We start from the raw sequence: 26,868 nt of genomic DNA on the forward strand, positions 1-26,868 counted from the left end.
GAGCATTTATGAGCAGAAAATATTTTGGTACCGACGGCATTCGTGGCCGTGTCGGCGAATTCCCGATCACGCCTGATTTCATGCTCAGGCTCGGCTGGGCTGCCGGCATGGCCTTTCGCAAGCAGGGCCGCTGCCGTGTACTGGTGGGGAAGGACACCCGCATTTCGGGGTACATGTTCGAGTCGGCGCTTGAGGCCGGGCTTGCCGCTGCGGGTGCTGACGTGATGCTGTTGGGGCCGATGCCGACACCGGCCATCGCCTACCTGACACGCACCTTCCACGCTGAAGCGGGCATCGTGATCAGTGCATCGCACAATCCGCATCACGACAATGGAATCAAGTTCTTCTCCGGAGAGGGTACCAAGCTGCCCGATGACATCGAGCTGATGATCGAGGAACTGCTCGATCAGCCGATGACCGTGGTCGAGTCCAGTGCGCTGGGCAAGGTGTCGCGGATCAATGACGCAGCGGGCCGCTACATCGAGTTCTGCAAGAGCAGCGTGCCGGGTAGCACCAGTTTTGCGGGCCTCAAGCTGGCGATCGACTGTGCTCATGGCGCGACCTACAAGGTGGCTCCGAGCGTGTTCCGCGAGCTGGGTGCCGATGTGACGGTGCTTTCGGCGCAGCCGGATGGCCTGAACATCAACGAAAACTGTGGTTCCACCCATATCGAGTCGTTGCAGGCTGCGGTTCTTGTCGGGCATGCCGACCTGGGTATCGCCTTCGATGGCGACGGTGATCGCGTGCTGATGGTCGACCACACCGGCGCTATCGTCGACGGTGATGAGTTGCTGTTCATCATCGCTCGCGACCTCCATGAGCGAGGCAAGTTGCAAGGTGGCGTTGTTGGCACCCTGATGAGCAATCTCGGGCTGGAGCTGGCGCTGAAGGACCTGGACATCCCGTTCGTGCGCGCCAAGGTCGGCGACCGCTACGTGATGGCCGAACTGCTGGAGCGCGACTGGATCATCGGTGGCGAGAACTCCGGTCACGTCGTCTGCTGCAATCACACCACCACTGGCGACGCGATCATCGCCGCGCTGCAGGTGCTGATGGCCCTCAAGCGTCGTGGTGAGACGCTCGCCCAGGCTCGCCAGGCCGTGCGCAAGTGCCCCCAGGTATTGATCAACGTGCGTTTCGGCGCAAGCAAGGTCGACCCGTTGGAGCATCCGTCGGTCAAGGCCGAGTGCGAACGAATCACCGAGGAAATGGCCGGTCGCGGCCGGGTCTTGCTGCGCAAGTCCGGAACAGAGCCTCTGGTGCGTGTCATGGTCGAAGGCGACGACGAAAGTCAGGTTCGCGGCCATGCCGAAACCCTGGCAAAACTGGTAAGTGAAATTTGCGTCTGATTTACGCTTGCCAGTGGCGAATTGGTTGGGTAACATCTGCGCCCACTTTGACCGACGAGGTACAGCATGCGTCGCCCTATGGTAGCTGGTAACTGGAAAATGCACGGTACCCGCGCCAGCGTCGCTGAGCTGATCAAGGGCCTGAGTCATCAGGTTCTGCCGAGCGGTGTTGATGTCGCGGTGTTCCCACCCAGTCTGTTCATCAGCCAGGTGATCGAAGGCCTTGAAGGCAAGTCGATTGCGGTAGGTGCACAGAACTCTGCGGTGGAGCCTCAGCAAGGGGCTCTGACCGGAGAAGTGGCAGCGAGTCAGCTGGTCGATGCCGGTTGTGAGCTGGTACTGATCGGGCACTCGGAGCGACGTCAGATCCTGGGTGAGCAAGACTCGACCCTGATCAAGAAGTTCGCGGCTGCACAGTCCTGTGGCTTGAAGCCGGTGTTCTGTGTGGGGGAGACCCTCGAAGAGCGCGAAGCGAATAAAACGCTCGAAGTTGTTGGGCGTCAGTTGGGTAGCATCATCGACCAGCTGGGTATAACTGCTTTTGCAGATGCGATTATCGCCTATGAGCCTGTATGGGCCATCGGCACCGGCCTTACGGCCACACCGCAACAGGCACAGGATGTGCATAAAGCCATTCGCGCACAGTTGGCGGCGAAGGATCCAGAAGTTGCGCTAAACACGCGGCTTCTATACGGCGGCAGCGTGAAGGCGGCCAATGCGGCCGAGCTGTTCGGCATGCCGGATATCGATGGGGGGCTGATTGGTGGGGCCTCCCTGAACGCAGACGAATTCGGTGCAATTTGTCGCGCCGCAGGAAACTGAAAAATGCTGGAAACAGTTATTGTCGTTCTTCATCTGTTGGGCGCACTGGGTTTGGTAGTGCTGGTTCTGCTGCAACAGGGTAAAGGTGCGGAAGCGGGTGCATCTTTCGGCGCAGGTGCTTCAAATACTGTGTTCGGAAGCCAAGGTTCTGCTACCTTTCTGAGTAAGTTTACTGCTATACTAGCTGCCTCTTTCTTCTTAACTGCTCTTGGGTTAGGATACTTTGCTAAGGAGAAAGCTCACCAGCTGACTCAAGCAGGTTTGCCAGATCCAGCAGTAATGGAAGTGCAACAAACCAAACCGGCAACAGATGATGTACCGGTGCTCCAGGAGCAAAAGAACGCAGCTGGCAACAACGCTGATGTTCCTCAGGTTCCAGAGCAGAAGTAACGGGTTTCAAAGAAGTTTTGCCGAGGTGGTGGAATTGGTAGACACGCAACCTTGAGGTGGTTGTGCCCATAGGGTGTAGGGGTTCGAGTCCCCTTCTCGGTACCATTTGAAGCATGAGAGCCCGCAATAGCGGGCTTTCTTGCAGGTGGAGGTTGATTGACCCTCCTGAGGGTTCGGTCGTATACTTTCGCCCCAGCTTTGTCGCGGGGTGGAGCAGTCTGGTAGCTCGTCGGGCTCATAACCCGAAGGTCGTTGGTTCAAATCCAGCCCCCGCAACCAGTTTTAGCGGAGCCCCTTTTCAGGGGCTTTTTGTTAGCTAAACAGTTCTCAGCGCCGATGTTCAACGGCGCATTTCATGGATGGGCGCTTTGCCCATTTTTTATTTGCACAGCATGCACGAGGGGGTTCAGGTGTCGAGCAAGCTAGAACAGTTGCAGGCCTTGCTGGCCCCGGTGGTCGAAGCGCTTGGCTATCAATGCTGGGGGATCGAGTTCATCTCTCAGGGCAAGCATTCGGTACTGCGTATCTATATCGACAAAGAGGACGGCATCCTGGTGGACGATTGCGAAATCGTCAGTCGCCAGGTCAGCGGCATTCTGGACGTTGAAGATCCCATCAGCACCGAATACGCCCTTGAAGTCTCCTCTCCTGGCATGGATCGCCCACTGTTCACGATTGAACAGTTCGCTTCGCATGCCGGTGAACAAGTGAAGATCAAGCTGCGTACGCCCTTCGAAGGTCGTCGTAACTTTCAAGGCCTGCTCCGCGGTGTAGAGGAGCAGGACGTCGTGGTCCAGGTGGACAATCACGAGTTCCTGTTGCCGATCGACTCGATCGACAAGGCCAACATTATTCCCAGTTTTGACTGAGACATGCCGGAGCTGCGGTTGACGCGGTTCCAATGGCTTGCGAAAGGCGAGGCGTACGATGAGCAAAGAAGTACTGCTGGTTGTTGAGTCGGTATCCAATGAAAAGGGCGTACCGGCTGGCGTGATTTTCGAAGCGCTGGAAGTGGCCCTGGCCACTGCAACCAAGAAACGTTTTGAAGACGAAGTTGACCTGCGTGTGGAAATCAACCGCCACACCGGTAGCTACGAGACCTTCCGTCGCTGGACCGTGGTCGAAGACGAAGACCTGGACGACCCGGCGATCGAGCTGGCAGTAGACCAGGCCCAGGCCAAGAAGCCGGGCGCGGTCGCTGGCGAGATCATCGAAGAGAAGATCGAGTCCATCGAGTTCGGCCGTATCGCTGCCCAGACCGCCAAGCAGGTCATCGTGCAGAAAGTGCGCGAAGCCGAGCGCGCGCAGGTGGTCGATGCTTATCGCGAGCGCCTGGGCGAGATCATTTCCGGCACCGTCAAGAAGGTCACCCGCGACAACGTCATCGTCGACCTGGGCAACAACGCCGAGGCACTGCTGGCCCGCGAAGACATCATCTCCCGCGAGACCTTCCGCGTTGGTGTGCGTGTTCGCGCGCTGCTCAAGGAAATCCGCACCGAGAACCGCGGTCCGCAACTGATCCTGTCGCGCACCGCGCCACAGATGCTGATCGAGCTGTTCCGCATCGAAGTGCCGGAAATCGCCGAAGGCCTCATCGAAGTGATGGCCGCGTCCCGTGATCCGGGTTCGCGCGCCAAGATCGCCGTCCGCTCCAAGGACAAGCGCATCGACCCGCAAGGCGCCTGCATCGGCATGCGCGGCTCGCGTGTCCAAGCGGTGTCCGGCGAACTGGGCGGCGAGCGCGTCGACATCGTGCTGTGGGACGATAACCCGGCACAGTTCGTCATCAACGCCATGTCGCCTGCCGAAGTGGCAGCGATCATCGTTGACGAAGACGCCCACGCGATGGACATCGCCGTGGCCGCCGACAACCTGGCCCAGGCCATTGGCCGTGGTGGCCAGAACGTGCGCCTGGCGAGCCAGCTGACCGGCTGGACCTTGAACGTGATGACCGAATCGGACATCCAGGCCAAGCAGCAAGCCGAAACCGGCGACATCCTGCGCAACTTCATCGAAGAGCTGGAAGTCGACGAAGAACTGGCTCAGGTGCTGGTTGACGAGGGCTTTACCAGCCTCGAAGAAATTGCCTACGTACCGCTGGAAGAAATGCTCAACATCGATGGCTTCGACGAGGAGATCGTCAACGAGCTCCGCGCTCGTGCCAAGGACCGCCTGTTGACCAAAGCCATCGCTACCGAGGAAAAACTGGCAGACGCCCACCCGGCCGAAGACCTGCTCTCCCTTGAGGGCATGGACAAGGACCTGGCAGCGGAACTGGCGGTGCGCGGCGTGGTTAACCGCGAAGACCTGGCCGAGCAGTCGATTGACGATCTGCTCGACATCGACGGCATCGACGAAGAACGTGCCGGCAAGTTGATCATGGCCGCCCGAGCCCATTGGTTCGAGTAAGCAGGCTGGCCTGAGGAGAGAAGTGCATGACGCAAGTCACGGTGAAAGAACTGGCCCAAGAGGTCGCTGCACCGGTAGAGCGCCTGCTGCAGCAGATGCGTGAGGCAGGTCTGCCGCACACCGACGCCGGTCAGCTGGTGAGCGATAGTGAAAAGCAGGCTCTGCTGACCCATTTGAAGAGCAGCCACAAGGCGAAAGTGGAAGAACCGCGCAAGATCACCTTGCAGCGCAAGACCACCAGCACCCTGCGTGTTGCCGGCAGCAAGAGCATCAGCGTAGAAGTACGCAAGAAGAAAGTTTTCGTTCAGCGCAGCCCTGAAGAGATCCAGGCTGAGCAGAAGCGCGAGCTGGAAGAGCGCCGCGCCGCCGAAAACGCTGTACGCGAGAAGAGCGAAGCCGAAGCACGTCAGCGTGCCGACGAAGAAGCGCGTCGCCAGGCTGCTGCCGAGAAGGCTGCTGCTGTCTCGGCGCCAGTTGCCCCGGCCGCTGCTCCGGCGCCAGCCCCGGCTGCCGTCGAGCCCGCAGCCGCTCCGGCTCCTGCCGCCGAACGCAAGAAAGACGACGCCCGTCGCAACGATCGCAGCCGTGACGACGACCGTCGCGGTGGCGAACGTCGCAACGAAGCACCGCGCGTTTCGGTCAAGGTCAAGGAGAAGGAAAAGGCTCCGACTCCACGTGCCGCGCCACGCACCACCGACGAAGAAAGCGATGGCTTCCGTCGTGGCGGTCGTGGTGGCAAGGGCAAGCCGAAGAAGCGCAATGCCCATGGTTTCCAGAACCCGACCGGTCCGGTTATCCGCGACGTGACCATCGGCGAGACCATCACGGTTTCCGAACTGGCGCAACAGATGTCGGTCAAGGCCGCTGAAGTCGTCAAGTTCATGTTCAAGCTGGGCACTCCAGTGACCATCAACCAGGTGCTCGACCAGGAGACCGCTCAACTGGTCGCCGAAGAGCTGGGTCACAAGGTCACCCTGATCAGCGACACCGCCCTGGAAGACTCCCTGGCTGAATCGCTGAAGTTCGAAGGCGAGAGCGTCTCCCGTGCACCGGTAGTGACCGTCATGGGTCATGTCGACCACGGCAAGACCTCGCTGCTCGACTATATCCGTCGTGCCAAGGTTGCTGCTGGCGAAGCCGGTGGCATCACCCAGCACATCGGTGCCTACCACGTGGAAACCGACCGCGGCATGGTCACCTTCCTCGATACCCCGGGTCACGCCGCGTTTACCGCCATGCGTGCCCGTGGTGCCAAGGCTACCGACATCGTGATCCTGGTGGTCGCGGCGGACGACGGCGTGATGCCGCAGACCGTCGAAGCCGTCCAGCACGCCCAGGCTGCTGGCGTTCCGCTGGTGGTCGCGGTGAACAAGATCGACAAGCCGGGTGCCGACCTCGATCGTATCCGCAACGAACTGTCTGTTCACGGCGTAACCTCCGAGGACTGGGGTGGCGACACTCCATTCGTCAAGGTTTCGGCGAAGATGGGTACGGGTGTCGACGAGCTGCTCGAAGCCGTGCTGCTGCAGGCCGAGATCCTCGAGCTCAAGGCCATGCCGACCGCTCCAGGTCGTGGTGTGGTGGTCGAGTCGCGTCTGGACAAGGGCCGTGGCCCGGTTGCTACCGTGCTGGTTCAGGACGGTACCCTGCGTCAGGGCGACATGGTCCTGTGCGGTTCGAACTACGGCCGCGTGCGCGCCATGCTCGACGAGAACGGCAAGCCTGTTAAGGAAGCCGGCCCGTCGATCCCGGTCGAGATCCTCGGCCTGGACGGCACTCCGGACGCTGGCGACGAGCTGAGCGTTGTCGCTGACGAGAAGAAGGCACGTGAAGTCGCGCTGTTCCGTCAAGGCAAGTTCCGCGAAGTCAAACTGGCTCGCGCCCACGCCGGCAAGCTGGAAAACATCTTCGAAAGCATGGGCCAGGAAGAGAAGAAGACCCTCAACATCGTCCTCAAGGCCGACGTTCGTGGTTCTCTCGAAGCCCTGCAAGGCTCCCTTGGTGGCCTGGGCAACGACGAAGTACAGGTTCGCGTGGTCGCCGGCGGTGTCGGTGGTATCACCGAGAGCGACGCCAACCTGGCGCTGGCTTCGAATGCGGTCCTGTTCGGCTTCAACGTCCGTGCCGATGCCGGCGCGCGCAAGATCGTCGAGCAGGAAGGTCTGGATATGCGTTACTACAACGTGATCTACGACATCATCGAAGACGTCAAGAAGGCCCTGACCGGCATGCTCGGCAGCGATGTTCGCGAGAACATCCTGGGTATCGCCGAAGTGCGTGACGTGTTCCGTTCGCCGAAGTTCGGCGCCATCGCCGGTTGCATGGTCGTGGAAGGTACGGTCTACCGTAACCGCCCGATCCGCGTACTGCGCGAAGACGTGGTGATCTTCGAAGGCGAGCTGGAATCGCTGCGTCGCTTCAAGGACGATGCCTCCGAAGTCCGTAACGGCATGGAGTGCGGTATTGGCGTGAAGAGCTACAACGACGTCAAGATCGGCGACAAGATCGAGGTCTTCGAGAAAGTCCAGGTGGCTCGTACGCTCTGATGCGCGAGCTTGGAAGCACCGGGCAGGTGGCTGCGAGGCCCCGCTGGATGCTCTGAACGCAACGCCCGGTCCGGCTTCATGCCTGGCCGGGCGTTTGCCGCTTTAGTTACAGGTAGCAAGACATGGCAAAAGAATATAGCCGTACCCAACGCATCGGCGATCAGATGCAGCGCGAGCTGGCCCAGCTGATCCGTCGTGAAGTCAAAGATCCCCGCGTCGGCCTGGTGACCATCACCGCCGTCGACGTCAGCCGCGACGTTGGCCATGCCAAGGTGTTCATCACCGTCATGGGCCAGGAAGGTGGCGACGAGATCCAGCAAAGTCTCAAGGTCCTGAACTCGGCCGCCGGTTTCCTGCGCATGCAGCTCGGCCGTGAAATGAAGCTGCGCAGCGTGCCGCAACTGCATTTCCACTATGACGAGAGCGTCAGCCGCGGTGCCCACCTGTCGGCGCTGATCGAACGCGCCGTTGCCGAGGACAGCCTGCACCAGAGCGCCGACGCTCCGAACAGCGACAAGGAGTAAGCGGTGGCCCAGGTCAAACGCATCCGCCGTAATGTCAGCGGCATCATCCTGCTCGACAAGCCGCTGGGGTTTACCTCCAACGCGGCACTGCAGAAGGTCCGCTGGCTGCTCAACGCCGAGAAGGCCGGACACACCGGTAGCCTCGACCCGCTGGCCAGTGGCGTGCTGCCGCTGTGCTTCGGCGAAGCCACCAAGTTCTCGCAGTACCTGCTCGATTCCGACAAGGGCTACGAGACGGTCATGCAGTTGGGGCAGACCACCAGCACCGCGGACGCCGAAGGCGAGATCCTGCGCACCCGCGAGGTGACCGTTGGTCGCGCCGAGATTGAAGCGGTTCTGCCACGATTCCGTGGTGAAATCAGCCAGATACCGCCGATGTACTCGGCTCTCAAGCGTGATGGCCAGCCACTGTACAAGCTAGCCCGTGCAGGGGAAGTAGTGGAGCGTGAAGCGCGTTCTGTTACTATTGGCCGCTTGGAACTGCTGGAGTGCGAAGGCACCCGGGTTCGCCTGTCGGTAGGCTGCAGCAAAGGCACCTACATCCGTACCCTGGTCGAGGACATCGGCGAGGCTCTGGGCTGTGGCGCGTACGTTGCCGAGCTGCGCCGGACCCAGGCCGGCCCGTTCGAACTGGCCCAGACCGTGACCCTCGAGGAGCTCGAGGCGGCCCACGCCGAAGGTGGCAACGAAGCGATCGATCGCTTCCTGATGCCGTCCGACAGCGGTCTGCAGGACTGGCCTCTGCTGCAGTTCTCCGAGCACAGTGCTTTCTACTGGCTGCATGGTCAGCCGGTACGTTCGCCGGACGCGCCGAAATTCGGCATGGTCCGCGTACAGGATCACAACGGTCGCTTCATCGGTATCGGTGAAGTGAGCGAAGACGGGCGTATTGCGCCGCGTCGACTGATTCGGTCGGAATGATCGAACCCATCAGTGCAGGGCCACGGCCCGGTACTGGTGGATACGAGGGTGGCTGTCAACAGGCACGGTCACATCTCATTTTCTTAATACAGGGCTTGTCCCTGGCCTGTTGGAAACCTTCGGGTTTCCGTTTATTGGAGAAAGCCAAATGGCACTCAGCGTCGAAGAAAAAGCTCAGATCGTTGCCGACTACCAACAAGCCGCCGGTGACACCGGTAGCCCGGAAGTGCAGGTTGCCCTGCTGACCGCCAACATCAACAAGCTGCAAGGCCACTTCAAGGCCAACGGCAAGGACCACCACTCCCGTCGTGGTCTGATCCGCATGGTTAACCAGCGCCGCAAGCTGCTGGACTACCTGAAAGGCAAAGACACCACCCGTTACAGCGCCCTGATCGGTCGTCTGGGTCTGCGTCGCTAATAGCGGCCCGACCAGTGGTGTGCGCGGCGTGCTGCGGTCGTCAGCCGGGGGCTTCGGTTTCTCGGCAGGCGAACGCACCCCGCGTATCCGAGAGGTTGGTTGGCTGTTTCGCCGGAGCGCTTTGCGCAATGGCGGGGCAGGCTCCCAACCTCTAGTTTTATCTGGACGGTCAATGGGGCCGATTCCCCGTGCTGCCCAAGAATTCGCAAGAAACCAGTTCCCCCAAGTGCAACTGAAGAGAAGGTAGGAAACCGTGAACCCGGTAATCAAGAAATTCCAGTTCGGTCAATCGACCGTAACCCTCGAAACGGGCCGCATTGCCCGTCAGGCGTCCGGTGCCGTCCTGGTCACCGTCGACAATGATGTCACCGTGCTGGTCACCGTCGTCGGTGCCAAGCAAGCAGATCCGGGCAAGGGCTTCTTCCCGCTGTCCGTGCACTATCAGGAAAAGACCTACGCTGCCGGCAAGATCCCTGGTGGCTTCTTCAAGCGTGAAGGCCGTCCTTCCGAGAAAGAGACCCTGACCTCGCGCCTGATCGACCGTCCGATCCGCCCGCTGTTCCCTGAAGGTTTCATGAACGAAGTGCAGGTCGTCTGCACCGTCGTCTCCACCAGCAAGAAGACCGATCCGGACATCGCTGCGATGATCGGTACCTCGGCTGCCCTGGCCGTTTCCGGCATTCCGTTCGAAGGCCCGATCGGCGCCGCCCGCGTTGCCTTCCACGAAAGCACCGGCTACCTGCTGAACCCGACCTACGAGCAACTGGCTGCCTCCAGCCTGGACATGGTCGTCGCCGGTACTTCCGATGCCGTGCTGATGGTTGAATCGGAAGCCAAAGAGCTGACCGAAGACCAGATGCTGGGCGCCGTGCTGTTCGCTCACGACGAGTTCCAGGCCGTCATTCAGGCCGTCAAGGAATTCGCCGCCGAAGCCGCCAAGCCGACCTGGGACTGGAAACCAGCGGTTGCCAACACCGAACTGCTGAACGCTGTTCGTGCCGAATTCGGCGAGGCTGTTTCCCAGGGCTACACCATCACCGTCAAGGCCGACCGCTACGCTCGCCTGGGCGAGCTGCGCGACCAGGCGGTTGCCAAGTTCTCCGGTGAAGAAGGCCAGCCAAGTGCTGGTGAAGTGAAGGACATCTTCGGCGAGATCGAATACCGCACCGTTCGCGAAAACATCGTCAACGGCAAGCCACGTATCGACGGCCGCGACACCCGCACCGTTCGTCCGCTGAACATCGAAGTCGGTGTTCTGCCGAAGACCCACGGTTCTGCACTGTTCACCCGCGGCGAAACCCAGGCCCTGGTCGTTGCGACCCTCGGTACTGCCCGTGACGCGCAACTGCTGGACACCCTGGAAGGCGAGAAGAAAGATCCCTTCATGCTGCACTACAACTTCCCTCCGTTCTCGGTGGGCGAGTGTGGTCGCATGGGCGGTGCTGGTCGTCGCGAAATCGGTCACGGCCGCCTGGCCCGTCGTTCGGTCCAGGCCATGCTGCCAGCTGCTGACGAATTCCCGTACACCATCCGCGTCGTATCGGAAATCACCGAATCCAACGGTTCCAGCTCCATGGCTTCGGTCTGCGGCGCTTCCCTGGCCCTGATGGACGCCGGTGTGCCAATGAAGGCGCCGGTTGCCGGTATCGCCATGGGTCTGGTCAAGGAAGGCGAGAAGTTCGCCATCCTGACCGACATCCTCGGTGACGAAGACCACCTGGGCGACATGGACTTCAAGGTTGCCGGTACCGCCAAAGGCGTTACCGCGCTGCAGATGGACATCAAGATCAACGGCATCACCGAAGAGATCATGGAAATCGCCCTGGGCCAGGCCCTGGAAGCGCGCCTGAACATCCTCGGCCAAATGAACCAGATCATCGCCCAGTCCCGCAGCGAACTGTCGGAAAATGCTCCGACCATGATCGCGATGAAGATCGACACCGACAAGATCCGCGACGTCATCGGCAAGGGCGGCGCCACCATTCGCGCCATCTGCGAAGAGACCAAGGCTTCGATCGACATCGAAGACGATGGCTCGATCAAGATCTTCGGCGAAACCAAGGAAGCCGCTGAAGCTGCTCGTCAGCGCGTCCTGGGCATCACCGCCGAGGCCGAGATCGGCAAGATCTACGTCGGCAAGGTCGAGCGCATCGTCGACTTCGGTGCCTTCGTCAACATCCTGCCGGGCAAGGACGGTCTGGTGCACATTTCGATGCTGAGCGATTCCCGCGTCGAGAAAGTCACCGACGTGCTAAAGGAAGGTCAGGAGGTCGAAGTGCTGGTACTGGACGTGGACAACCGCGGCCGTATCAAGCTGTCGATCAAGGACGTTGCCGCAGCCAAGGCTTCGGGCGTCTGAGTCCTCGCCGACTTGAGTTGAAAGAAAGGGCCCTTCGGGGCCCTTTTTTTATGCGTTGCCTCGTCCCGACGCAACTTGCAACTTGCAAGCGAAACGGCAGGCTACTTTGCAAATTGCACGATCAAGTTAACGACGTGATTTTATAAGTAGTTGTTTTTAAATGATTTTATTTGAAGGAAAAATTGGCACAGCCTTCGCAATGATCAGAGTACCCCTGCTGCCAGAAACCTTGGCGCAGACTTTTCGAAAAACAGGAGTGTCTCGTATGAAGAAGTTCGCTATTGCTGCTGCCACCGCTACCGCCCTGACCCTGACCATGGCCAACGTAGCGTTCGCTCAACAATCTACCCAGGCGCCGCTGATGGTTGCCGCGGGTGAAGTGACCAAGGCCAAGGAAGCCACTTCCGACACCTGGATCACCACCAAGGTCAAAGCTGATCTGGTTACCGAGAAAGGCATTCCTGGTACCGACATCAAGGTCGAAACCAACAAAGGCGTGGTCTCCCTGTCTTCCGATGTCGCCGTGAGCTCGGCGCAGAAAGACACTGCAGTCGCCATCGCCAAGAAAATCAAAGGCGTACAGGCCGTCTCGGCTGATGGCCTGAAAACCAACTGATGGTTTGTCCCGCTCGCTGATCCTGACGGTTCATGCGACAGCCCAAAAGGACTTGGGCGACCCGAGCCCCGGCCATGCGCCGGGGCTCACCTTTTTCCGGTAACGCTTATTCGGCGTCCAGGTGCAGCGGGGAAATCACCCGGCCATCGGACTCGGCCTGACCCAGGGTAGCGTCGACGAAGTACACCCGGTCGTCCTCCAACTGGCCCTTGTCCACCAGGTAGTCCTTGATGCTGCTGGCCCGTGCCTGCCCCAGCTGGCGCAGAAGCACGGCGCTTTCCGCCCAGGTCTTGAGCACCGCATCACGCATGTTGGCGATGCGCTGCTTGCTGTCCAGTTGCTCCCATTCCTTTGGCGGCTGCTGTTTCAGGCGGGTGCGGTAGATGCCTTCAAGCATGGCCGGCTTGTCGTCTTCCGGCACCTGCAGCATCGACGCCTGTGCTGGCACCTTGTCGCCGCGGCGCTGGAGCATCTTGTAGTACGTGCTCTGGTATTCCCGCTCCAGGCGCTGGGCGGCGATCAATGGGCCGTCGCTGCTCTGGGCGCTGGTGCCCTCGATCTCCAGGCGCAGGGCCGGGCGTTCCTTGAGCGCCGCCGCCAGCTTGTCGAGGGCGCCCTGGGCGTCTGTACCCAGGTCGCTTGAGCCAGGTGCGAAGGCGACATTGCCAAGGTCTTCGGCACCACCGCCGGCGATCAGCCCGCCGATGAACTTGAAGGGTGCCTGCGCCGCGCGCAGCACCAGGTTGCGCAGGGTCTGCCAGACGATCGGCATCACGCTGAACTGCGGGTTGTTGAGGTCGCCGCTGACCGGCAGCTCGATGGAGATCTTGCCCTCGGTGTCCTTGAGCAAGGCCACCGCCAGGCGGATCGGCAGGTCCACGGCGTCCGGGCTGTCGACTTTCTCGCCCAGTTGCAGCTGTTCCACCACCACCTTGTTCTCGGCCTTGAGCTGGCCGTTGGTGATCAGGTAGTGCAGGTCGAGGTTGAGCCGGCCCTTGCGGATGCGGAAGCCGGCGAACTTGCCGGAGTAGGGGGTCAGGGTGGTCAGTTCGACGCGGCGGAAACTGGTGGCGATGTCCAGGCTGGCCAGCGGGTTGAACGGGTTGAGCGCGCCCTTGATGGTGACCGGGGCATAACGGTCGACCTTGCCTTTCACATCCACCTTGGCCGGTTTTGGCTGGCGGTTGTCGATGGTACCGATCTGCCCGTTGAGTTGCTGGACCGCAGTGGCGAAGTTCGGCGTCAGGCTGAAGTCGGCGAAGTTGGCCGAGCCGTCGTTGATGTCGATCTGGCCGATATGGATGCCCAGGGGCTTGTCGTTGCCCGGGGCAGCCTTGGCCTGGGGCTTGCTGCTGCTACCCGCAGGTTGAGGGATCAGCAGGTCGTCGACGTTGGTGGTGCGGTCTTCATTGATCATGAAGCGCGCATAGGGCTGTAGCAGGCTGACCTTGCCGATGCTCAGGGCGTCGCCATGGCGGTACTCGATGGCGTCCAGGTCGAGCTGCTGCCATTTGACGAAATCACGGTCCTTGATGGTGTCGAGGGTGTGCAGCTGGGTTACCCGTGCCTTGCCGCTGATGTTGAAGGCCAGTGGCGCGGTGCTCTTCAGGTCGATGCCGAGGTCGCTGCCGAGCATGCCGCTGCGCAGTTCGAGGCGGATGAAGGGGCTGATGTAGGACTGGGCGATACGCAGGTCGATGTCCTGGGTGCTGACCTTGAGCTTCGCCGTGACCGGTGCCAGGTTGACCTCTCCGGAGGCTTGCAGCTTGCCCTGCTTGCCGATGCCGCTGTCCAGCTTCAAGGTGAAGGGCGACTTGTTCAGGCTGTCGAAATTCTGCAGGTCGGCGTTCAGCGGGCCGACGTCGAGGGTGACCGGCTCCTTCTGCGTACGATCGGCCAGGTGGACCTGGTAGTTGCGCACCTGGGTGTCTTTCAGCAGCACCTGCCAGGGCTTGTCCTCGACGGCCTTTTCCTTGGGTGTGGGTTCGGCGGTGGCCGGCTCGGCCTTTTCTTTCGGGGTGGCCTTGGGTGGCTGGCTGGCAAAGAGCTTCTGCCAGTCCAGTTGCCCGTCGGACTCCAGGGCGGCCCAGGTTTCCAGCTGCTCGCTGCGGATCTTGCCGACGGTGACCAGCTGCTTGGCCAGGTCGATGGAGGTCTCACTGACATCCAGCTTCGCCAGGCGCGCCAGCGGGCGCCCGTCCGGAGCCTTGATGGCGAAAGCCGACACGCTCAGCGCGGTGTTCTCCAGCAGCAGTTCGGTCTGCTGGCCGAGGCTGAAGCTGTAGTCGCTCTGCAGGTTGTAGGTGCCGTCTTCCAGGACCAGTGGCACCGCGTCGCGGACATAGGGCCAGAAGGCCTTCATCTTGGCGTCGCTGACCTTCAGCGAGCCTTTCGAAGCGATAGGCGAGAGGCTGAACGTGCCCTTCCAGTCGATCTGACCACCGTTGGGGCCAGTGGCCACCAGGGTCATGTCGGTGTTGTCGTCAGGCAGGGTGCTGAGTTTTTTCAGCTCCAGGTTCATGTCGTCGTATAGGAACTCGATCGCCTCGCTGGGGCGGGCATCTTCGAAATGCACATAGCCACCGACCAGCTTGATGCTGTCGATGCGCACGGGGAAGGGATCGCTGGCCGGCTCTTCGGGCTTGGGCTCGCTGGGCGGCAACTTGAACAGGTTGACCAGGTTGAGCTGGCCGTCCTTGGCGAACAGCACCTCGGTGCGCGGCTTGACCAGTTCGACCTGCTTCAGGTGCAGGGCCTTGGTCCACAGGCTGTCCACTTGCAGGTTGGCGTAGAGCTTCTCGAAAGCGATCTGCTCCTTGCCCGGCTCGCCGATCTGCAGGCCCCAGACGCTCAGTTCAAGGCTGAACGGGTTGAGTTCGATACGCTGCAGTTGCGCGGGAACGGTGGCGTACTGCGCCAGTTGCTGGTTGGCAATACGAAGGGCAATGCCAGGAAGGATGAAAAAGCCGAGAAGGCTGTACAGGGCCAGTGCAATCAGCAAGGCGCCGAGGGCGCGGGTCAATCCCTTGGACATGTGCGGCATCTGCGTGAAGAGCGGGACGCTTAGAGTATGGCACGTTAATCGAGTTCCGATGGCTGTCGGACGGGGCCGACAGCCAGGGGTGTCACGTGGTCTACAGGTGCAATACCAGGGTCTTCAGGGGGGGACGATTATCCTGGGAGGGGAAGTCGTCGGCAGGGGTGATCACCTGCCATTCGCGGACCGGGCGCCCGGCTTTTTCCGCGCAGCGCAGAACCAGCTCACGCCAGTCATCCATGTCCACCTTTGCCAGGTTGTTGTTGCAGATCAGCACGCCTTCTTCGGCTGTGGTCAACAAGGCGGGCTTGAGCAGGCTCTGGTAGTCGCGCAGGAGGTCGACGGTGCCGAAGGCGCTCTTGGCCCAGGCCGGTGGATCGAGGAACACCAGGTCGAACTGGCGCGCTTCCAGGCGTGGATAGGATGGCAGCTTCTGCCCGCGGCGCTGGCTGATCGGCAGCCCGGCCAGTTGGCGGATCGCCGGGAAGTAGTCCGACTGGAAGAAGTCCATCGGCGCCAGCTGCGGGTTCAGCGTACCGTTCTCGCGGCCTACGGCCAGGTTGCCCTCGGCGAAGTCCAGGTTGCATACCTCGCGGGCGCCGCCGGCTGCGGCCGCCAGGCCGACGCCACAGGTATAGGCGAACAGGTTGAGCACGCTTTTCCCGGCGCTGTGGCGCTTGACCCAGCCACGGGCATTGCGCAGGTCGAGGAACAGCAGCGGGTCCTGGCCCGCGTGGCGGCCGCGGACGCGGTAGTTCAGGCCCCATTCATGGCCGACCATGTCGACCAGTGCTTCGTCGTTGGCCTGGTACACGGCGTCATGCCGGTCAACCCGGCTGTTGCCCTTGGAGCGATCGTTGTAGACCAGCGGCAAGGGCTGGCCGAGGTGCTGCTCGATGCTCCCGTGCAGGTCCAGCAGGGCGTCACGGTCGAGGGTCTGGTGGAAGCTCTGCACCAGCAGTTGCGGGCCGTAGCGGTCTGCGGTCAGGCCGGGGGCGCCTTCCTGGCTGCCATGGAACAGGCGATAGCAATCGGTGCCCTGGGCATGCAGTTCGGCGAGAAGGGGGTGGCGGGCGTCGAGGGCGGCGCGCAGCGCCTGGTTCAAGGAGGACATGCACGTGGCCTTGGTTGCGGGCGTGCAGTTTACCAGCTACAGGACGGGGAGGGGCCAGGGCGGCCCCTCCCGCGGGGATCAGCGTTCGATCGCCAGGGCCACGCCCTGGCCACCGCCGATGCACAGGGTGGCGAGGCCTTTCTTGGCGTCGCGCTTGATCATTTCATGCAGCAGGGTCACCAGCACGCGGCAGCCCGAAGCACCGATCGGGTGGCCGATGGCGATGGCGCCGCCGTTGACGTTGACCTTCGACGCATCCCAGCCCAGCTCCTTGCCGACCGACAGGGCCTGGGCGGCGAAGGCTTCGTTGGCTTCGATCAGGTCGAGCTGGTCGAGGGTCCAGCCGGCCTTGTCGAGGCAGCGGCGGGTGGCGCTGACCGGGCCGATGCCCATGATCGCAGGGTCGACGCCGGCATTGGCGTAGGCCTTGATCCGCGCCAGGACCGGCAGCTCCAGTTCCTGGGCCTTGGCGGCACTCATCAGCAGCACTGCGGCGGCGCCATCGTTGAGCGACGAAGCGTTGCCAGCGGTGACCGTACCGTCTTTCTTGAAGGCTGGCTTGAGCTTGCCCAGCGCTTCGGCGGTGGTTCCGGCGCGGGGTTGCTCGTCGGTGGCGAAGGCGACCGGATCGCCCTTGCGCTGCGGGATCAGGATCGGGGTGATTTCATCGACGAAGCGCCGTGCCTCGATGGCGGCGGCGGCTTTCTGTTGGGAGGCAGCGGCGAAGGCGTCCTGCTCCTCGCGGCTGATGCCGTACTTCTCCACCAGGTTCTCGGCGGTAATGCCCATGTGGTAGTCGTTGAAGGCGTCCCACAGGCCATCGGTGATCATGCTGTCGATCAGGCTGGCGTGGCCCATGCGCAGGCCGGTGCGGGCGCCGGGCATGACGTAGTTGGCCAGGCTCATGTTCTCCTGGCCGCCGGCGATGATGATCTCGGCGTCGCCACAGCGAATGGCCTGGGTCGCCAGATGCAGGGCCTTGAGGCCGGAGCCGCAGACCTTGTTCAGGGTCATGGCGGGTACGGCGTGGGGCAGGCCGGCCTTGATCGCGGCCTGGCGGGCGGGGTTCTGCCCGGCGCCGGCGGTGAGTACCTGGCCGAGGATCACTTCATCGATCAGTTCGCCATCCAGGCCGGTCTGGGTCAGAAGCTGGCGGATCACGGCGGCGCCAAGGTCTACGGCGGGGATATTGGCCAGCGCGCCCTGGAAGCTTCCGACCGCAGTTCGGGTGGCGGCGACGATTACGACATCTTGCATGCTCTAGTCCTCTGTATTGTTCGTTTCGACATTGAGTCTGCGGTGGGCTCGCGCATAGTCGCACAGATGAAGGGAACTTGGAGCAGTGTCGTTGAGAGCACCGAAGAACCGTCAGGCGATCCCCATCCGCCGTCGCGCGCGATGTGCCGAACCATCGCGCATGGCCCAGCGCAGCACCGGGGCCACCGAATGCAGGCCGATGTCTATCACCCCCTGCTTCACACCCGACTGCCTGAGCCCAAGCATGTTGCCGGCCCACTTCGGCAACAGCCCGATCCCCGCCTGCATCATCAGGTTCCCAACCGGCTGCGCCAGCCGGCTCGGCGCCGGTGCCGCCAGCAGCACCCGGACCACTTCCAGGCTGCGCTCGTCGCAGCGCAAGTGTGGGCGCATGTTGCGCAGGTAATCCGCCACCTCCTGGCGTGACCGCGGTACATTGCGCGCGCCGAGACGCTCGGCGATCAGGGCGATCTCGTTGTAGTAGGCATCCTGCGCCGCATCGCTGAGGTGTGGATTGCGGTAACGCAGGTGCGCCGCGAGAAAGCTGCGTACCTCGGCGACATGCACCCAGGTCAGCAGGTCCGGGTCGCTGGCGGCATAGGGCTGGCCGTCCGGCGTGTTGCCAACCACCTGCAGGTGGATGGTCTTGACCCGTTCGATCAGCCAGTTGGCGTCACCGGTCGCACCGAAGGTGGTGCCGGAGATGAACTGGCTGGTGCGGCGCAGGCGGCCGAGCATGTCCTGGCGAAAATTGGAGTGGTCCCAGACCCCGGCCAGGGCGAGCGGGTGGAGGGCTTGCAGGAGCAGGGCGCTGATGCCGCCGACCAGCATGCTGGGGAAATCGCCGTGGACGCGCCAGCACACGCTTTGCGGACCGAACAGGCCGGGATCGCCCTTGGGGTTTTCCAGGTCGAGCTGGCCGAGGGCGAGGCCGGTGAGGCTCATCAATTGGGTTTCGATGCGGCGGCGTAGGATTTCCATGAATACCTTGTTCTAGTGGGGACCGCGTTGCGGTCCTTCGCGAGCAAGCTCGCTCCCACGGTCAAAAGCAGCCGGTATATCAGGTATTCAGGCGCTTATCGATCAACCCCTGCACGACCCCCGGGTCCGCCAGGGTCGAGGTATCCCCAAGGTTGTCCAGCTCGTTGCAGGCAATCTTGCGCAGGATCCGCCGCATGATCTTGCCCGAGCGTGTCTTGGGCAACGCCGGTGCCCACTGGATCAGCTCGGGCTTGGCGAAGCTGCCGATTTCCTTGCTGACCAGCGCCAGCAATTCCTGGCGCAGCGCTTCGTCCGGCTCGACCCCTTTCATTGGCGTGACGAAGGCATAGATTCCCTGGCCTTTCACATCGTGGGGATACCCCACCACCGCGGCCTCGGCGATGCTGTCGTGCAATACCAGCGCGCTTTCCACTTCCGCCGTGCCGATGCGATGCCCGGAGACGTTGATCACGTCATCGATGCGGCCGGTTATCCACAGGTCCCCCTGCTCGTCGCGGCGCGCACCGTCGCCGGTGAAGTAATAGCCGGGGAAGGGTTTGAAGTAGGTGTCGACCATCCGCTGGTGATCACCATACACGCTGCGGATCTGCGCCGGCCAGCTGGCCTTGATCGCCAGCAGCCCGGCCCCGGCACCCTCGATGACCTTGCCCTTTTCGTCCAGCAATACCGGCTGCACCCCGAACATCGGTCGGGTCGCGCAGCCGGGCTTGATATGCCGGTTGCTGATCAGCGGAGTGAGCATGATGCCGCCGGTCTCGGTCTGCCACCAGGTATCGACGATGGGGCAGCGCTGCTCGCCGACTGCGTTGAAATACCACTCCCAGGCTTCCGGATTGATCGGCTCGCCCACGCTGCCGAGCAGGCGCAGGCTCTGCCGCGAAGTGCCTTTCAAGGGGCCTTCGCCCTCGCGCATCAGCGCACGCAGGGCAGTGGGCGCGGTGTAGAAGATATTCACCTTGTGCTTGTCGACCACCTGCCAGAAGCGCGAGGCGTCCGGGTAGTTCGGCACGCCTTCGAACATCAGGCTGGTGGCGCCGTTGGCCAGCGGGCCGTACACGATGTAACTGTGCCCGGTGACCCAGCCGACGTCGGCGCTGCACCAGAATACTTCGCCGTCGCGGTAGTCGAAGACCACCTTGAAGGTCAGGGTCGCCTGCAGCAGGTAGCCGGCTGTGGTATGCAGCACACCCTTGGGCTTGCCGGTGCTGCCGGAGGTATAGAGGATGAACAGCGGGTCTTCGGCGTCCATCGGCTCGGGAGGGCAGTCGTCGCTGGCTGCGGCGATGGCCTCGTGGTACCAGAGATCGCGGGCGTCGTTCCATTCCACCTTGCCGCCGGTACGCCGCACCACCACCACGCTGCTGACGTTCGGACAGCTGGCCAGGGCTTTGTCGACGTTCTGCTTGAGGGCGATGGTCTTGCCGCCGCGCACGCCTTCGTCGGCGGTGATCACGGTGCGGCAGTCGGCATCGAGGATGCGGTCGCGCAGGGCATCCGGCGAGAAGCCGCCGAACACCACGGAATGGATGGCGCCGATGCGTGCGCAGGCGAGCATGGCGAAGGCGGCCTCGGGAATCATCGGCATATAGATGCACACCCGGTCGCCTTTCTTGACCCCGCGCTGCTTGAGCACGTTGGCCAGGCGACAGACCTGCTCATGCACCTGGCGGTAGCTGAGGGAGGCGGAACGGTTCGGGTCGTCGCCCTCCCAGATGAATGCCGGCTGGTCGCCGCGGGCTTCCAGGTGACGGTCGAGGCAGTTGTAGCTGACGTTGAGCCTGGCGTTCTTGAACCAGATGGCCTTGCCGCTGCGGATGTCGCAATCCTGGATCATGCTCCATGGGCTGATCCAGTCCAGGCGGCGCGCCTGTTCGCTCCAGAACTGCTCCGGTTGCTCGATGGATTGGCGGTAGAGCCGATCGTAGTCGCCCTGGCTCAGTTCGGCGGCACGGCTGACGGCATCGGCTTTGGGGAATTGACTGATATCGAACATGGGCACGCAACCTGTCCTGTTGTTATGGGGACGGCGTGCCTTCATCGACGGCGAAGCAGCCTGTGCCGTGACTTCGAGGGTAGCCGGGTCAGGACAGTGTAGTCGCTGCCCCCGGCCATGTTCGGGGGCAGCGACCGGGGGTCAGCCGCGGTGACGGCCGCGGAAGTAGTTGATCAGACCCTGGGTCGAGGCATCCTCGGCGGGCTCCTCGATACCGCCGGTCAGGCGCTGGTAGACGCCCTTGCCGAGCTCCTTGCCCAGCTCCACGCCCCACTGGTCGAAGGCGTTGATGCCCCAGATCACGCTCTGCACGAACACCTTGTGCTCGTACATCGCCACCAGCGCACCCAGACGCCGCGGGCTGATCCGCTCCACCACCAGGGTATTGCTCGGACGGTTGCCCGGGATCACCTTGTGCGGCGCCAGCTTCTGCACGTCCGCCTCGCTCAGGCCCTTGTCGCGCAGCTCGGCCTCGGCCTCGGCGCGGGTCTTGCCGAGCATCAGCGCCTGGCTCTGCGACAGGCAGTTGGCATACAGCCATTGGTGATGGTCGGAGACCGGGTTGAAGCTCACCACCGGCACGATGAAGTCTGCCGGGATCAACTGGGTGCCCTGGTGCAGCAACTGGTGGTAGGCATGCTGACCGTTGCAGCCGACGCCGCCCCAGATCACCGGACCGGTGTCATGGTTGACCGGCGTGCCGTCCTGACGTACGTGCTTGCCGTTGGATTCCATGTCCAGCTGCTGCAGGTGCTTGGTGATGTTGCGCAGGTAATGGTCGTACGGCAGGATCGCGTGGCTCTGCGCGCCCCAGAAGTTGCCGTACCAGACGCCGAGCAGGGCCAGCAGGACCGGCATGTTCTGTTCGAACGGGGCGTTCTGGAAATGCTGGTCCATGGTGTATGCACCGGACAGCAGTTCCTTGAAGTTGGCGGTGCCGATGGCCAGTGCGATTGGCAAGCCGATCGCCGACCACAGCGAATAGCGCCCGCCGACCCAGTCCCACATGGGGAAGATGTTCTCTTCGCGAATGCCGAAGGCGACGGCTGCTGCCTTGTTGCTGGAAACGGCGATGAAGTGCCGGTACAGCTCGGCTTCCGAGCCGCCCTGGGCCAGGTACCAGGCGCGGGCTGCCTGGGCGTTCTTCAGGGTTTCCAGGGTGTTGAACGACTTCGACGAGACGATGAACAGGGTGGTCTCGGCGCGAATATTGGCCGCCAGTTCGTGGAACTCGCTGCCATCGATGTTCGCCAGGTAGTGGCAACGCACGCCGCGCTGGGCGTAGGGCAGCAGCGCTTCGGAAACCAGTTCCGGGCCGAGGAAGGAGCCGCCGATGCCGATGTTGACCACGTCGGTGATCGGCTTCTCGCTGTAGCCGCGCCACAGGCCGTCGTGGATCTTGCCGACCAGCTCGGTGACCTGGTTGAGCACCTTGTGCACTTCCGGCATCACGTTGGCGCCGTTGACGCTGAGCTTGTCGCCCACCGGACGACGCAGCGCAGTGTGCAGCGCCGGGCGGCCTTCCGAGGCGTTGACGATCTCGCCGGCGAACAGCGCCTGGATGGCTTCCTTCAAGCCGACTTCATTGGCCAGGCCGACCAGCTTTTCGCGGGTTTCGGCGCTGATCAGGTTTTTCGAGTAGTCGAGGAACAGGCCGCAACTGCTCAGGGAAAACTGGTTGAAACGTTGCGGGTCGGCGTTGAACGCCTCGCGCATGCTGAAATCCTGCATGGCTTCGCGGTGTTGCTGGAGTGCCTGCCAGGTTGGCAGAGCGGTGACATCATGAGGAGTACGGTAATACGCCATCGCTGCAGGGATCCTTGATTGCTTGAACTGCCTTGGACACGGGGAACGCGTAGCCGTTACCGGCCCGTCGCGGATTATTTCGCGACGGGCCGGTAAAAGCCATTGAGATATGTCATTTCGCTAACAGCCTGGCCCCGCGCCGATGAAGCGGGGCATCCCTGCAGCTTAGCTGGCGTCGAGATTCAGGTGCAGGTTGTCGATCAGGCGGGTGTTGCCGAGGTAGGCCGCGACCAGGATCACCAGGTCACGGTCATCTGCGCTGGCGGGGCGCAGGTTGAGGGCGTGGCGGACTTCCAGGTAGTCGGGCTTGAGACCGGCGGCGACCAGCGCTTGCTGGCCTTCGGCGATCAGCGCCGAGTAGTCACGGCCACCCTGGCGGATCGCTTCGGCCAGTTGGCTCAGGGTGCGGTACACCACGGGCGCGGTGGCGCGCTGCTCGGCGGTCAGATAGCCGTTGCGCGAGGACAGCGCCAGGCCGTCCTCGGCACGCACGGTCGGCTCGCCGATGATCTGGATCGGCATGTTCAGGTCGCGAACCATGGCGCGGATCACCGCCAGTTGCTGGAAGTCCTTCTGGCCGAACACGGCGAGGTCCGGCTGGACCATGTTGAACAGCTTGCTGACCACTGTCGCCACGCCTTCGAAATGCCCGGGACGGCTGGCGCCGCAGAGGCCTTCGGAGAGTTGCGGGACGCTGACCCGGGTCTGCACGCCCGTGCCGTCCGGATACATTTCCTCGACGGTGGGGGCGAACAGCAGGTGGCAGCCGGCTTCGAGGAGTTTCTCCTGGTCGGCGGCGAGCGTGCGGGGGTATTTGTCGAGGTCTTCGCTTGGGCCGAACTGCAGCGGGTTGACGAAGATGCTCGCCACGACGAAATCGGCACGCTGCGCGGCCTTGGTCACCAGCGCGGCATGGCCGCTGTGCAGGTTGCCCATGGTCGGCACGAAGGCAATGCGCTTGCCCTCGCCACGGGCGCGTGCGACCGCGGCGCGCAGCTCAAGAACGCTCTTGACGGTATTCATGCGCTGAACCCATGTTCGCTGCCAGGGAAGGTCACGTCCTTGACTTCCTTGACGTAGGCCTGGAAGGCGCTGGCGATATCCGCCTGGCCGGTCATGAAGTTCTTTACGAACTTCGGCGCGCGACCGCTCAGGGACAGGCCGAGCATGTCATGCATGACCAGTACCTGACCGTCGGTGGCACTGCCGGCACCGATGCCGATCACCGGGATGCCCACGGCCTGGGTGATTTCCGCCGCAAGCTCGCTGGGCACGCATTCGAGCAGGAGCATGGCCGCACCGGCCTGTTCCAGGGCGATGGCGTCGGCGCGCATCTGCCGTGCCTGGTTTTCCTGACGACCCTGGACCTTGTAGCCACCGAGGATATTGACCGCCTGCGGGGTCAGGCCGAGGTGGACACAGGTCGGCACGCCGCGATCGGCCAGCTGGCGCACGGTATCGGCGAGCCAGGCGGCGCCTTCGAGCTTGACCATGTGCGCACCGGCACGCATCAGCTCGGCACAGCTGGCGAAAGCCTGTTCCGCGGTGGCATACGCCATGAACGGCACATCGGCGAGGATCAGTGCACCTTCGTTGCCGCGCTTGACGCTGGCGATGTGGTAGGCCATGTCGGCATTGGTCACGGGCAGGGTGCTGTCATGGCCCTGCAGGACCATCCCCAGGGAGTCGCCTACCAACAGGATCTCGACGCCGGCACGGGCGGCGACCTGGGCGAAGGTCGCGTCGTAGCAGGTCAGCATGGCGATTTTCTCACCCTTGGCCTTGAGGGCCTGCAGGGTGGTCAGGGTTACGTCTGGCATGAAAAGCAATCCTCGTTCAGGCGCTGTGAACAATCACTGCGTACAACGCATGTATTCAACTTCTGGAACGGCACATCATCGAGCGTGGTGTTTGGGTTGGACCCGTTCCAGTCCTGGTTACGCCTTGTTTTACGGCACGGGCGTGCCACGGGACGCCTATAGTCGTGAGGGCGGGGAGGGAAGTCAATTACCGTGTTACCGCATTGTTACGTCTGCGGTGTTACGGGCGTTACCGTGGGGGGAAGCGCCCGGCTACAGGCGCTCAAGACCGACGAACGGGCAGTCTGCCAGCAGTTGTGCGAGGGGCCGTTGGTCCGCCAGGCAGAAGTCCTCGGACACCAATTCGGCAAGAGGATAGAGCACGAAAGGACGGGCCTGCATGTGGTAGTGCGGGACCTTGAGGCGCGGTTCGTCGATCACCTGGTCGGCGTACAGCAGGATATCCAGGTCCAGGGTACGCGGGCCCCAGCGCTCCTTGCGTTCGCGGCCCTGGTCGGCCTCGATGCCTTGCAGGGCGTCGAGCAGGGCGATAGGCGCAAGCGTGGTATTCAGCGCGGCGACGGCATTGGTGTAGCGTGGCTGGCCCGGGGACAGCGAATCGCTGGCATAGAAGGAAGAGACGCCGGCCAGTTGCGTACCCGGCAACTGCGCCAGCGCGTCGAGGGCACTGCGCAGTTGTTCCCGTGGGTTGGCCAGGTTGCTGCCAAGGCCGATATAGGCTCGCTGCACCGGGCTCACTCGCCTGCGCCGCCGTCGGCGCGACGGCGCTTGGCCGGGCTGCGCTTGCGTTTGCGCGGACCTGCGCTGCTACCTTCTTCACGACCGCCCAGCTCGCGGATCATCTCGCGGCGCTCGCTTTCGTTGCACTCCTGGTAGTCGGTCCACCACTGGCCGAGGTCATCGGTTTCCTCGCCGGCGCTTTCACGCAACAGCAGGAAGTCGTAGCCGGCGCGGAAGCGCGGGTTGTCCAGAAGCAGGTCGGCGCGTTTGCCGCTGCGCCGTGGCAGGCGCTCCTGCATGTCCCAGATCTCGCGGATCGGCAGGGTGAAGCGCTTCGGAATGGCGATGCGCTGGCACTGCTCGAAGATCAGCTCGTGGGCCGCTTCGTTCATCGCCGGGATCGGTGGCATGCCGCGGCTCTGCAGGTACAGCGCGCGGCCCGGCAGGGCTGGCCAGAGCAGGGCGGCGAAGAGGAATGCCGGGGTTACCGGCTTGCCCTGCCTGACCCGCAGATCGGTGTTGATCAGCGCCTGGCTGATCAGCGTGTGGGTGTAGGTCGGGTGTTCTTCCAGGGCTTGGGCACTGGCCGGGAACAGCGGGTCGAACAGTTGCAGGTCGACCAGCATCTCGAAGGTGTCGGCGGCGTGCCCGGACAGGAACAGCTTCAGCGACTCCTCGAACAGCCGCGCCGCCGGGATTTCCCGGAGCATCGGCGCCAGCTCGCGGATCGGCAGTACGGTGTGCTTCTCGATGCCGAAGTTGAGCTTGGCGGCGAAACGCACTGCGCGCAGCATGCGCACCGGGTCTTCCTGATAGCGCTGGGTCGGGTCGCCGATCAGGCGGATCAGACGGTTGCGGATGTCGTGCACACCGTTGGCGTAGTCGAGGATGCGCTCGCTGACCGGATCGTAGTACAGCGCGTTGATCGTGAAGTCACGGCGCTGGGCGTCTTCTTCCAAGGTGCCGTAGACGTTGTCGCGCAGGATCCGTCCGCTTTCGTTGCGGGACGACTGGTGACTGTTTTCTTCTTCGTCGACCGGATGGTTGGCGCGGAAGGTGGCGACCTCGATGATCTCGCGACCGAAATGCACGTGGACCAGCTTGAAGCGCCGGCCGATGACCCGTGCATTGCGGAACTCGGCACGGATCTGCTCCGGCGTGGCGCTGGTGGCGACGTCGAAGTCCTTGGGCGTGATACCCAGGAGCATGTCACGCACGCAACCACCGACCAGGTAGGCCTGGTAGCCGGCGCTTTGCAGGCGCTCGACGATGTTCACCGCGTGGCGGCTGAACTGATGGCGCTGCAGCGAGTGCTGCGAGTGGTTGATCACCTCGGGCGTGGTGCGAATGTGGTGCTGGACGCGCGCCGGGGGACGGAAAGACTGGAACAGCTTCTTCAGCATGGGATGCACTGTTTGAAGGAATTTTCGGCCAGAAATAGAGAAAGGCCGCATGATGGGCACGGATTCTAGCATTTAGTCGGAAAAGGGTGTAGGCACCCGAGAAACGGGGGATGAAATGACGCGGGTGGGATCACCGGGAGGCGGAAACTACAAGGGGAGCCGAAGCTCCCCAAGAAGTAGTTGCGTGCTCTTATTGTTTTTTTGTCGGGCTTCTTGTTTTTATTGAGTGCCCTGGCCACCAAATGCCGCGAGGCTGGTGGACTGTCTCCCTAACCGGGAGTACAAGAGCAAACGGATTGCTTTGATCGCCGATGTTGCGATGATCTTTCGATCCAACCAGTTCAGGCTCTGCTTGAGTGCAG

General features: G+C 62.6%; 21 protein-coding genes and 2 tRNA genes. 13 read left to right on the forward strand and 10 right to left on the reverse strand.

Annotated features, from left to right (window positions below; genetic code table 11):
* Positions 1 to 8: 8 nt before the first annotated feature.
* The 13 genes from glmM to V0R59_RS03405 all read left to right on the forward strand — a co-directional run bounded on the left by glmM (position 9) and on the right by V0R59_RS03405 (position 12,354).
* Positions 9 to 1,349 (forward strand): phosphoglucosamine mutase, encoded by a 1,341-nt coding sequence (glmM, locus tag V0R59_RS03345; protein WP_330073057.1) that lies wholly within the window; start codon positions 9 to 11, stop codon positions 1,347 to 1,349.
* A 66-nt stretch (positions 1,350 to 1,415) separates the two neighbouring features.
* Positions 1,416 to 2,171 (forward strand): triose-phosphate isomerase, encoded by a 756-nt coding sequence (gene tpiA, locus V0R59_RS03350; RefSeq protein WP_330073056.1) that lies wholly within the window; start codon positions 1,416 to 1,418, stop codon positions 2,169 to 2,171.
* Between the two features lie 3 nt (positions 2,172 to 2,174).
* Positions 2,175 to 2,561, forward strand: coding sequence for a preprotein translocase subunit SecG (secG, locus tag V0R59_RS03355; protein ID WP_330073055.1), 387 nt, complete (start codon positions 2,175 to 2,177; stop codon positions 2,559 to 2,561).
* A gap of 19 nt (positions 2,562 to 2,580) precedes the next feature.
* Positions 2,581 to 2,666, forward strand: a tRNA-Leu gene (locus tag V0R59_RS03360).
* Positions 2,667 to 2,763: 97 nt separating this feature from the next.
* Positions 2,764 to 2,840: transfer RNA gene (locus tag V0R59_RS03365), tRNA-Met, on the forward strand.
* 131 nt (positions 2,841 to 2,971) lie between these two features.
* On the forward strand, positions 2,972 to 3,430 hold the full coding sequence (rimP, locus tag V0R59_RS03370; protein WP_330073311.1) for a ribosome maturation factor RimP: 459 nt from the start codon (positions 2,972 to 2,974) through the stop codon (positions 3,428 to 3,430).
* Positions 3,431 to 3,488: 58 nt separating this feature from the next.
* Positions 3,489 to 4,970: a transcription termination factor NusA gene (nusA, locus tag V0R59_RS03375; protein WP_330073054.1), complete on the forward strand. Its 1,482-nt coding sequence runs from the start codon at positions 3,489 to 3,491 to the stop codon at positions 4,968 to 4,970.
* 26 nt (positions 4,971 to 4,996) lie between these two features.
* Positions 4,997 to 7,516, forward strand: coding sequence for a translation initiation factor IF-2 (infB, locus tag V0R59_RS03380; protein WP_330073053.1), 2,520 nt, complete (start codon positions 4,997 to 4,999; stop codon positions 7,514 to 7,516).
* 122 nt (positions 7,517 to 7,638) lie between these two features.
* Positions 7,639 to 8,040, forward strand: a complete 402-nt coding sequence (gene rbfA / locus V0R59_RS03385) for a 30S ribosome-binding factor RbfA (protein ID WP_330073052.1) — start codon at positions 7,639 to 7,641, stop codon at positions 8,038 to 8,040.
* A gap of 3 nt (positions 8,041 to 8,043) precedes the next feature.
* Positions 8,044 to 8,961, forward strand: a complete 918-nt coding sequence (gene truB, locus V0R59_RS03390) for a tRNA pseudouridine(55) synthase TruB (protein ID WP_330073051.1) — start codon at positions 8,044 to 8,046, stop codon at positions 8,959 to 8,961.
* A gap of 148 nt (positions 8,962 to 9,109) precedes the next feature.
* The gene (gene rpsO, locus V0R59_RS03395; protein WP_009404303.1) at positions 9,110 to 9,379 is read left to right on the forward strand and encodes a 30S ribosomal protein S15; all 270 of its coding nucleotides are present in this window, start codon (positions 9,110 to 9,112) and stop codon (positions 9,377 to 9,379) included.
* 253 nt (positions 9,380 to 9,632) lie between these two features.
* Positions 9,633 to 11,738, forward strand: a complete 2,106-nt coding sequence (gene pnp / locus V0R59_RS03400; RefSeq protein ID WP_330073050.1) for a polyribonucleotide nucleotidyltransferase — start codon at positions 9,633 to 9,635, stop codon at positions 11,736 to 11,738.
* A 265-nt stretch (positions 11,739 to 12,003) separates the two neighbouring features.
* Positions 12,004 to 12,354 (forward strand): BON domain-containing protein, encoded by a 351-nt coding sequence (locus V0R59_RS03405; protein ID WP_330073310.1) that lies wholly within the window; start codon positions 12,004 to 12,006, stop codon positions 12,352 to 12,354.
* 106 nt (positions 12,355 to 12,460) lie between these two features.
* Here the strand turns inward: V0R59_RS03405 and V0R59_RS03410 are convergent, their stop codons facing one another.
* The 10 genes from V0R59_RS03410 to V0R59_RS03455 form a co-directional block, all read right to left on the reverse strand.
* Positions 12,461 to 15,388 (reverse strand): DUF748 domain-containing protein, encoded by a 2,928-nt coding sequence (locus tag V0R59_RS03410; protein WP_330073049.1) that lies wholly within the window; start codon positions 15,386 to 15,388, stop codon positions 12,461 to 12,463.
* A gap of 100 nt (positions 15,389 to 15,488) precedes the next feature.
* Positions 15,489 to 16,505, reverse strand: a complete 1,017-nt coding sequence (locus V0R59_RS03415; RefSeq protein WP_330073048.1) for a class I SAM-dependent rRNA methyltransferase — start codon at positions 16,503 to 16,505, stop codon at positions 15,489 to 15,491.
* Positions 16,506 to 16,583: 78 nt separating this feature from the next.
* Entirely contained in the window at positions 16,584 to 17,762 is a 1,179-nt protein-coding gene (locus V0R59_RS03420) for an acetyl-CoA C-acetyltransferase (protein ID WP_330073047.1), read from the reverse strand.
* A gap of 111 nt (positions 17,763 to 17,873) precedes the next feature.
* Complete coding sequence (locus V0R59_RS03425) at positions 17,874 to 18,743, reverse strand: oxygenase MpaB family protein (protein WP_330073046.1); 870 nt, start codon at positions 18,741 to 18,743, stop codon at positions 17,874 to 17,876.
* Positions 18,744 to 18,822: 79 nt separating this feature from the next.
* The gene (gene acs / locus V0R59_RS03430) at positions 18,823 to 20,757 is read right to left on the reverse strand and encodes an acetate--CoA ligase (protein ID WP_330073045.1); all 1,935 of its coding nucleotides are present in this window, start codon (positions 20,755 to 20,757) and stop codon (positions 18,823 to 18,825) included.
* A gap of 141 nt (positions 20,758 to 20,898) precedes the next feature.
* Positions 20,899 to 22,563, reverse strand: coding sequence for a glucose-6-phosphate isomerase (gene pgi, locus V0R59_RS03435; protein ID WP_330073044.1), 1,665 nt, complete (start codon positions 22,561 to 22,563; stop codon positions 20,899 to 20,901).
* Positions 22,564 to 22,728: 165 nt separating this feature from the next.
* On the reverse strand, positions 22,729 to 23,586 hold the full coding sequence (gene panC / locus V0R59_RS03440) for a pantoate--beta-alanine ligase (protein WP_330073043.1): 858 nt from the start codon (positions 23,584 to 23,586) through the stop codon (positions 22,729 to 22,731).
* On the reverse strand, positions 23,583 to 24,383 hold the full coding sequence (gene panB / locus V0R59_RS03445; protein WP_330073042.1) for a 3-methyl-2-oxobutanoate hydroxymethyltransferase: 801 nt from the start codon (positions 24,381 to 24,383) through the stop codon (positions 23,583 to 23,585). The genes panC and panB overlap by 4 nt, the downstream gene beginning before the upstream one ends.
* A gap of 252 nt (positions 24,384 to 24,635) precedes the next feature.
* A complete protein-coding gene (folK, locus tag V0R59_RS03450) occupies positions 24,636 to 25,112 on the reverse strand; it encodes a 2-amino-4-hydroxy-6-hydroxymethyldihydropteridine diphosphokinase (RefSeq protein WP_330073041.1) in 477 nt (158 codons plus the stop codon).
* 5 nt (positions 25,113 to 25,117) lie between these two features.
* Positions 25,118 to 26,506: a polynucleotide adenylyltransferase PcnB gene (locus tag V0R59_RS03455; protein WP_330073040.1), complete on the reverse strand. Its 1,389-nt coding sequence runs from the start codon at positions 26,504 to 26,506 to the stop codon at positions 25,118 to 25,120.
* Between the last annotated feature and the right edge of the window lie 362 nt (positions 26,507 to 26,868).

The sequence above is a fragment of the Pseudomonas ulcerans genome (assembly GCF_036324125.1).
Lineage (GTDB): Bacteria > Pseudomonadota > Gammaproteobacteria > Pseudomonadales > Pseudomonadaceae > Aquipseudomonas > Aquipseudomonas ulcerans.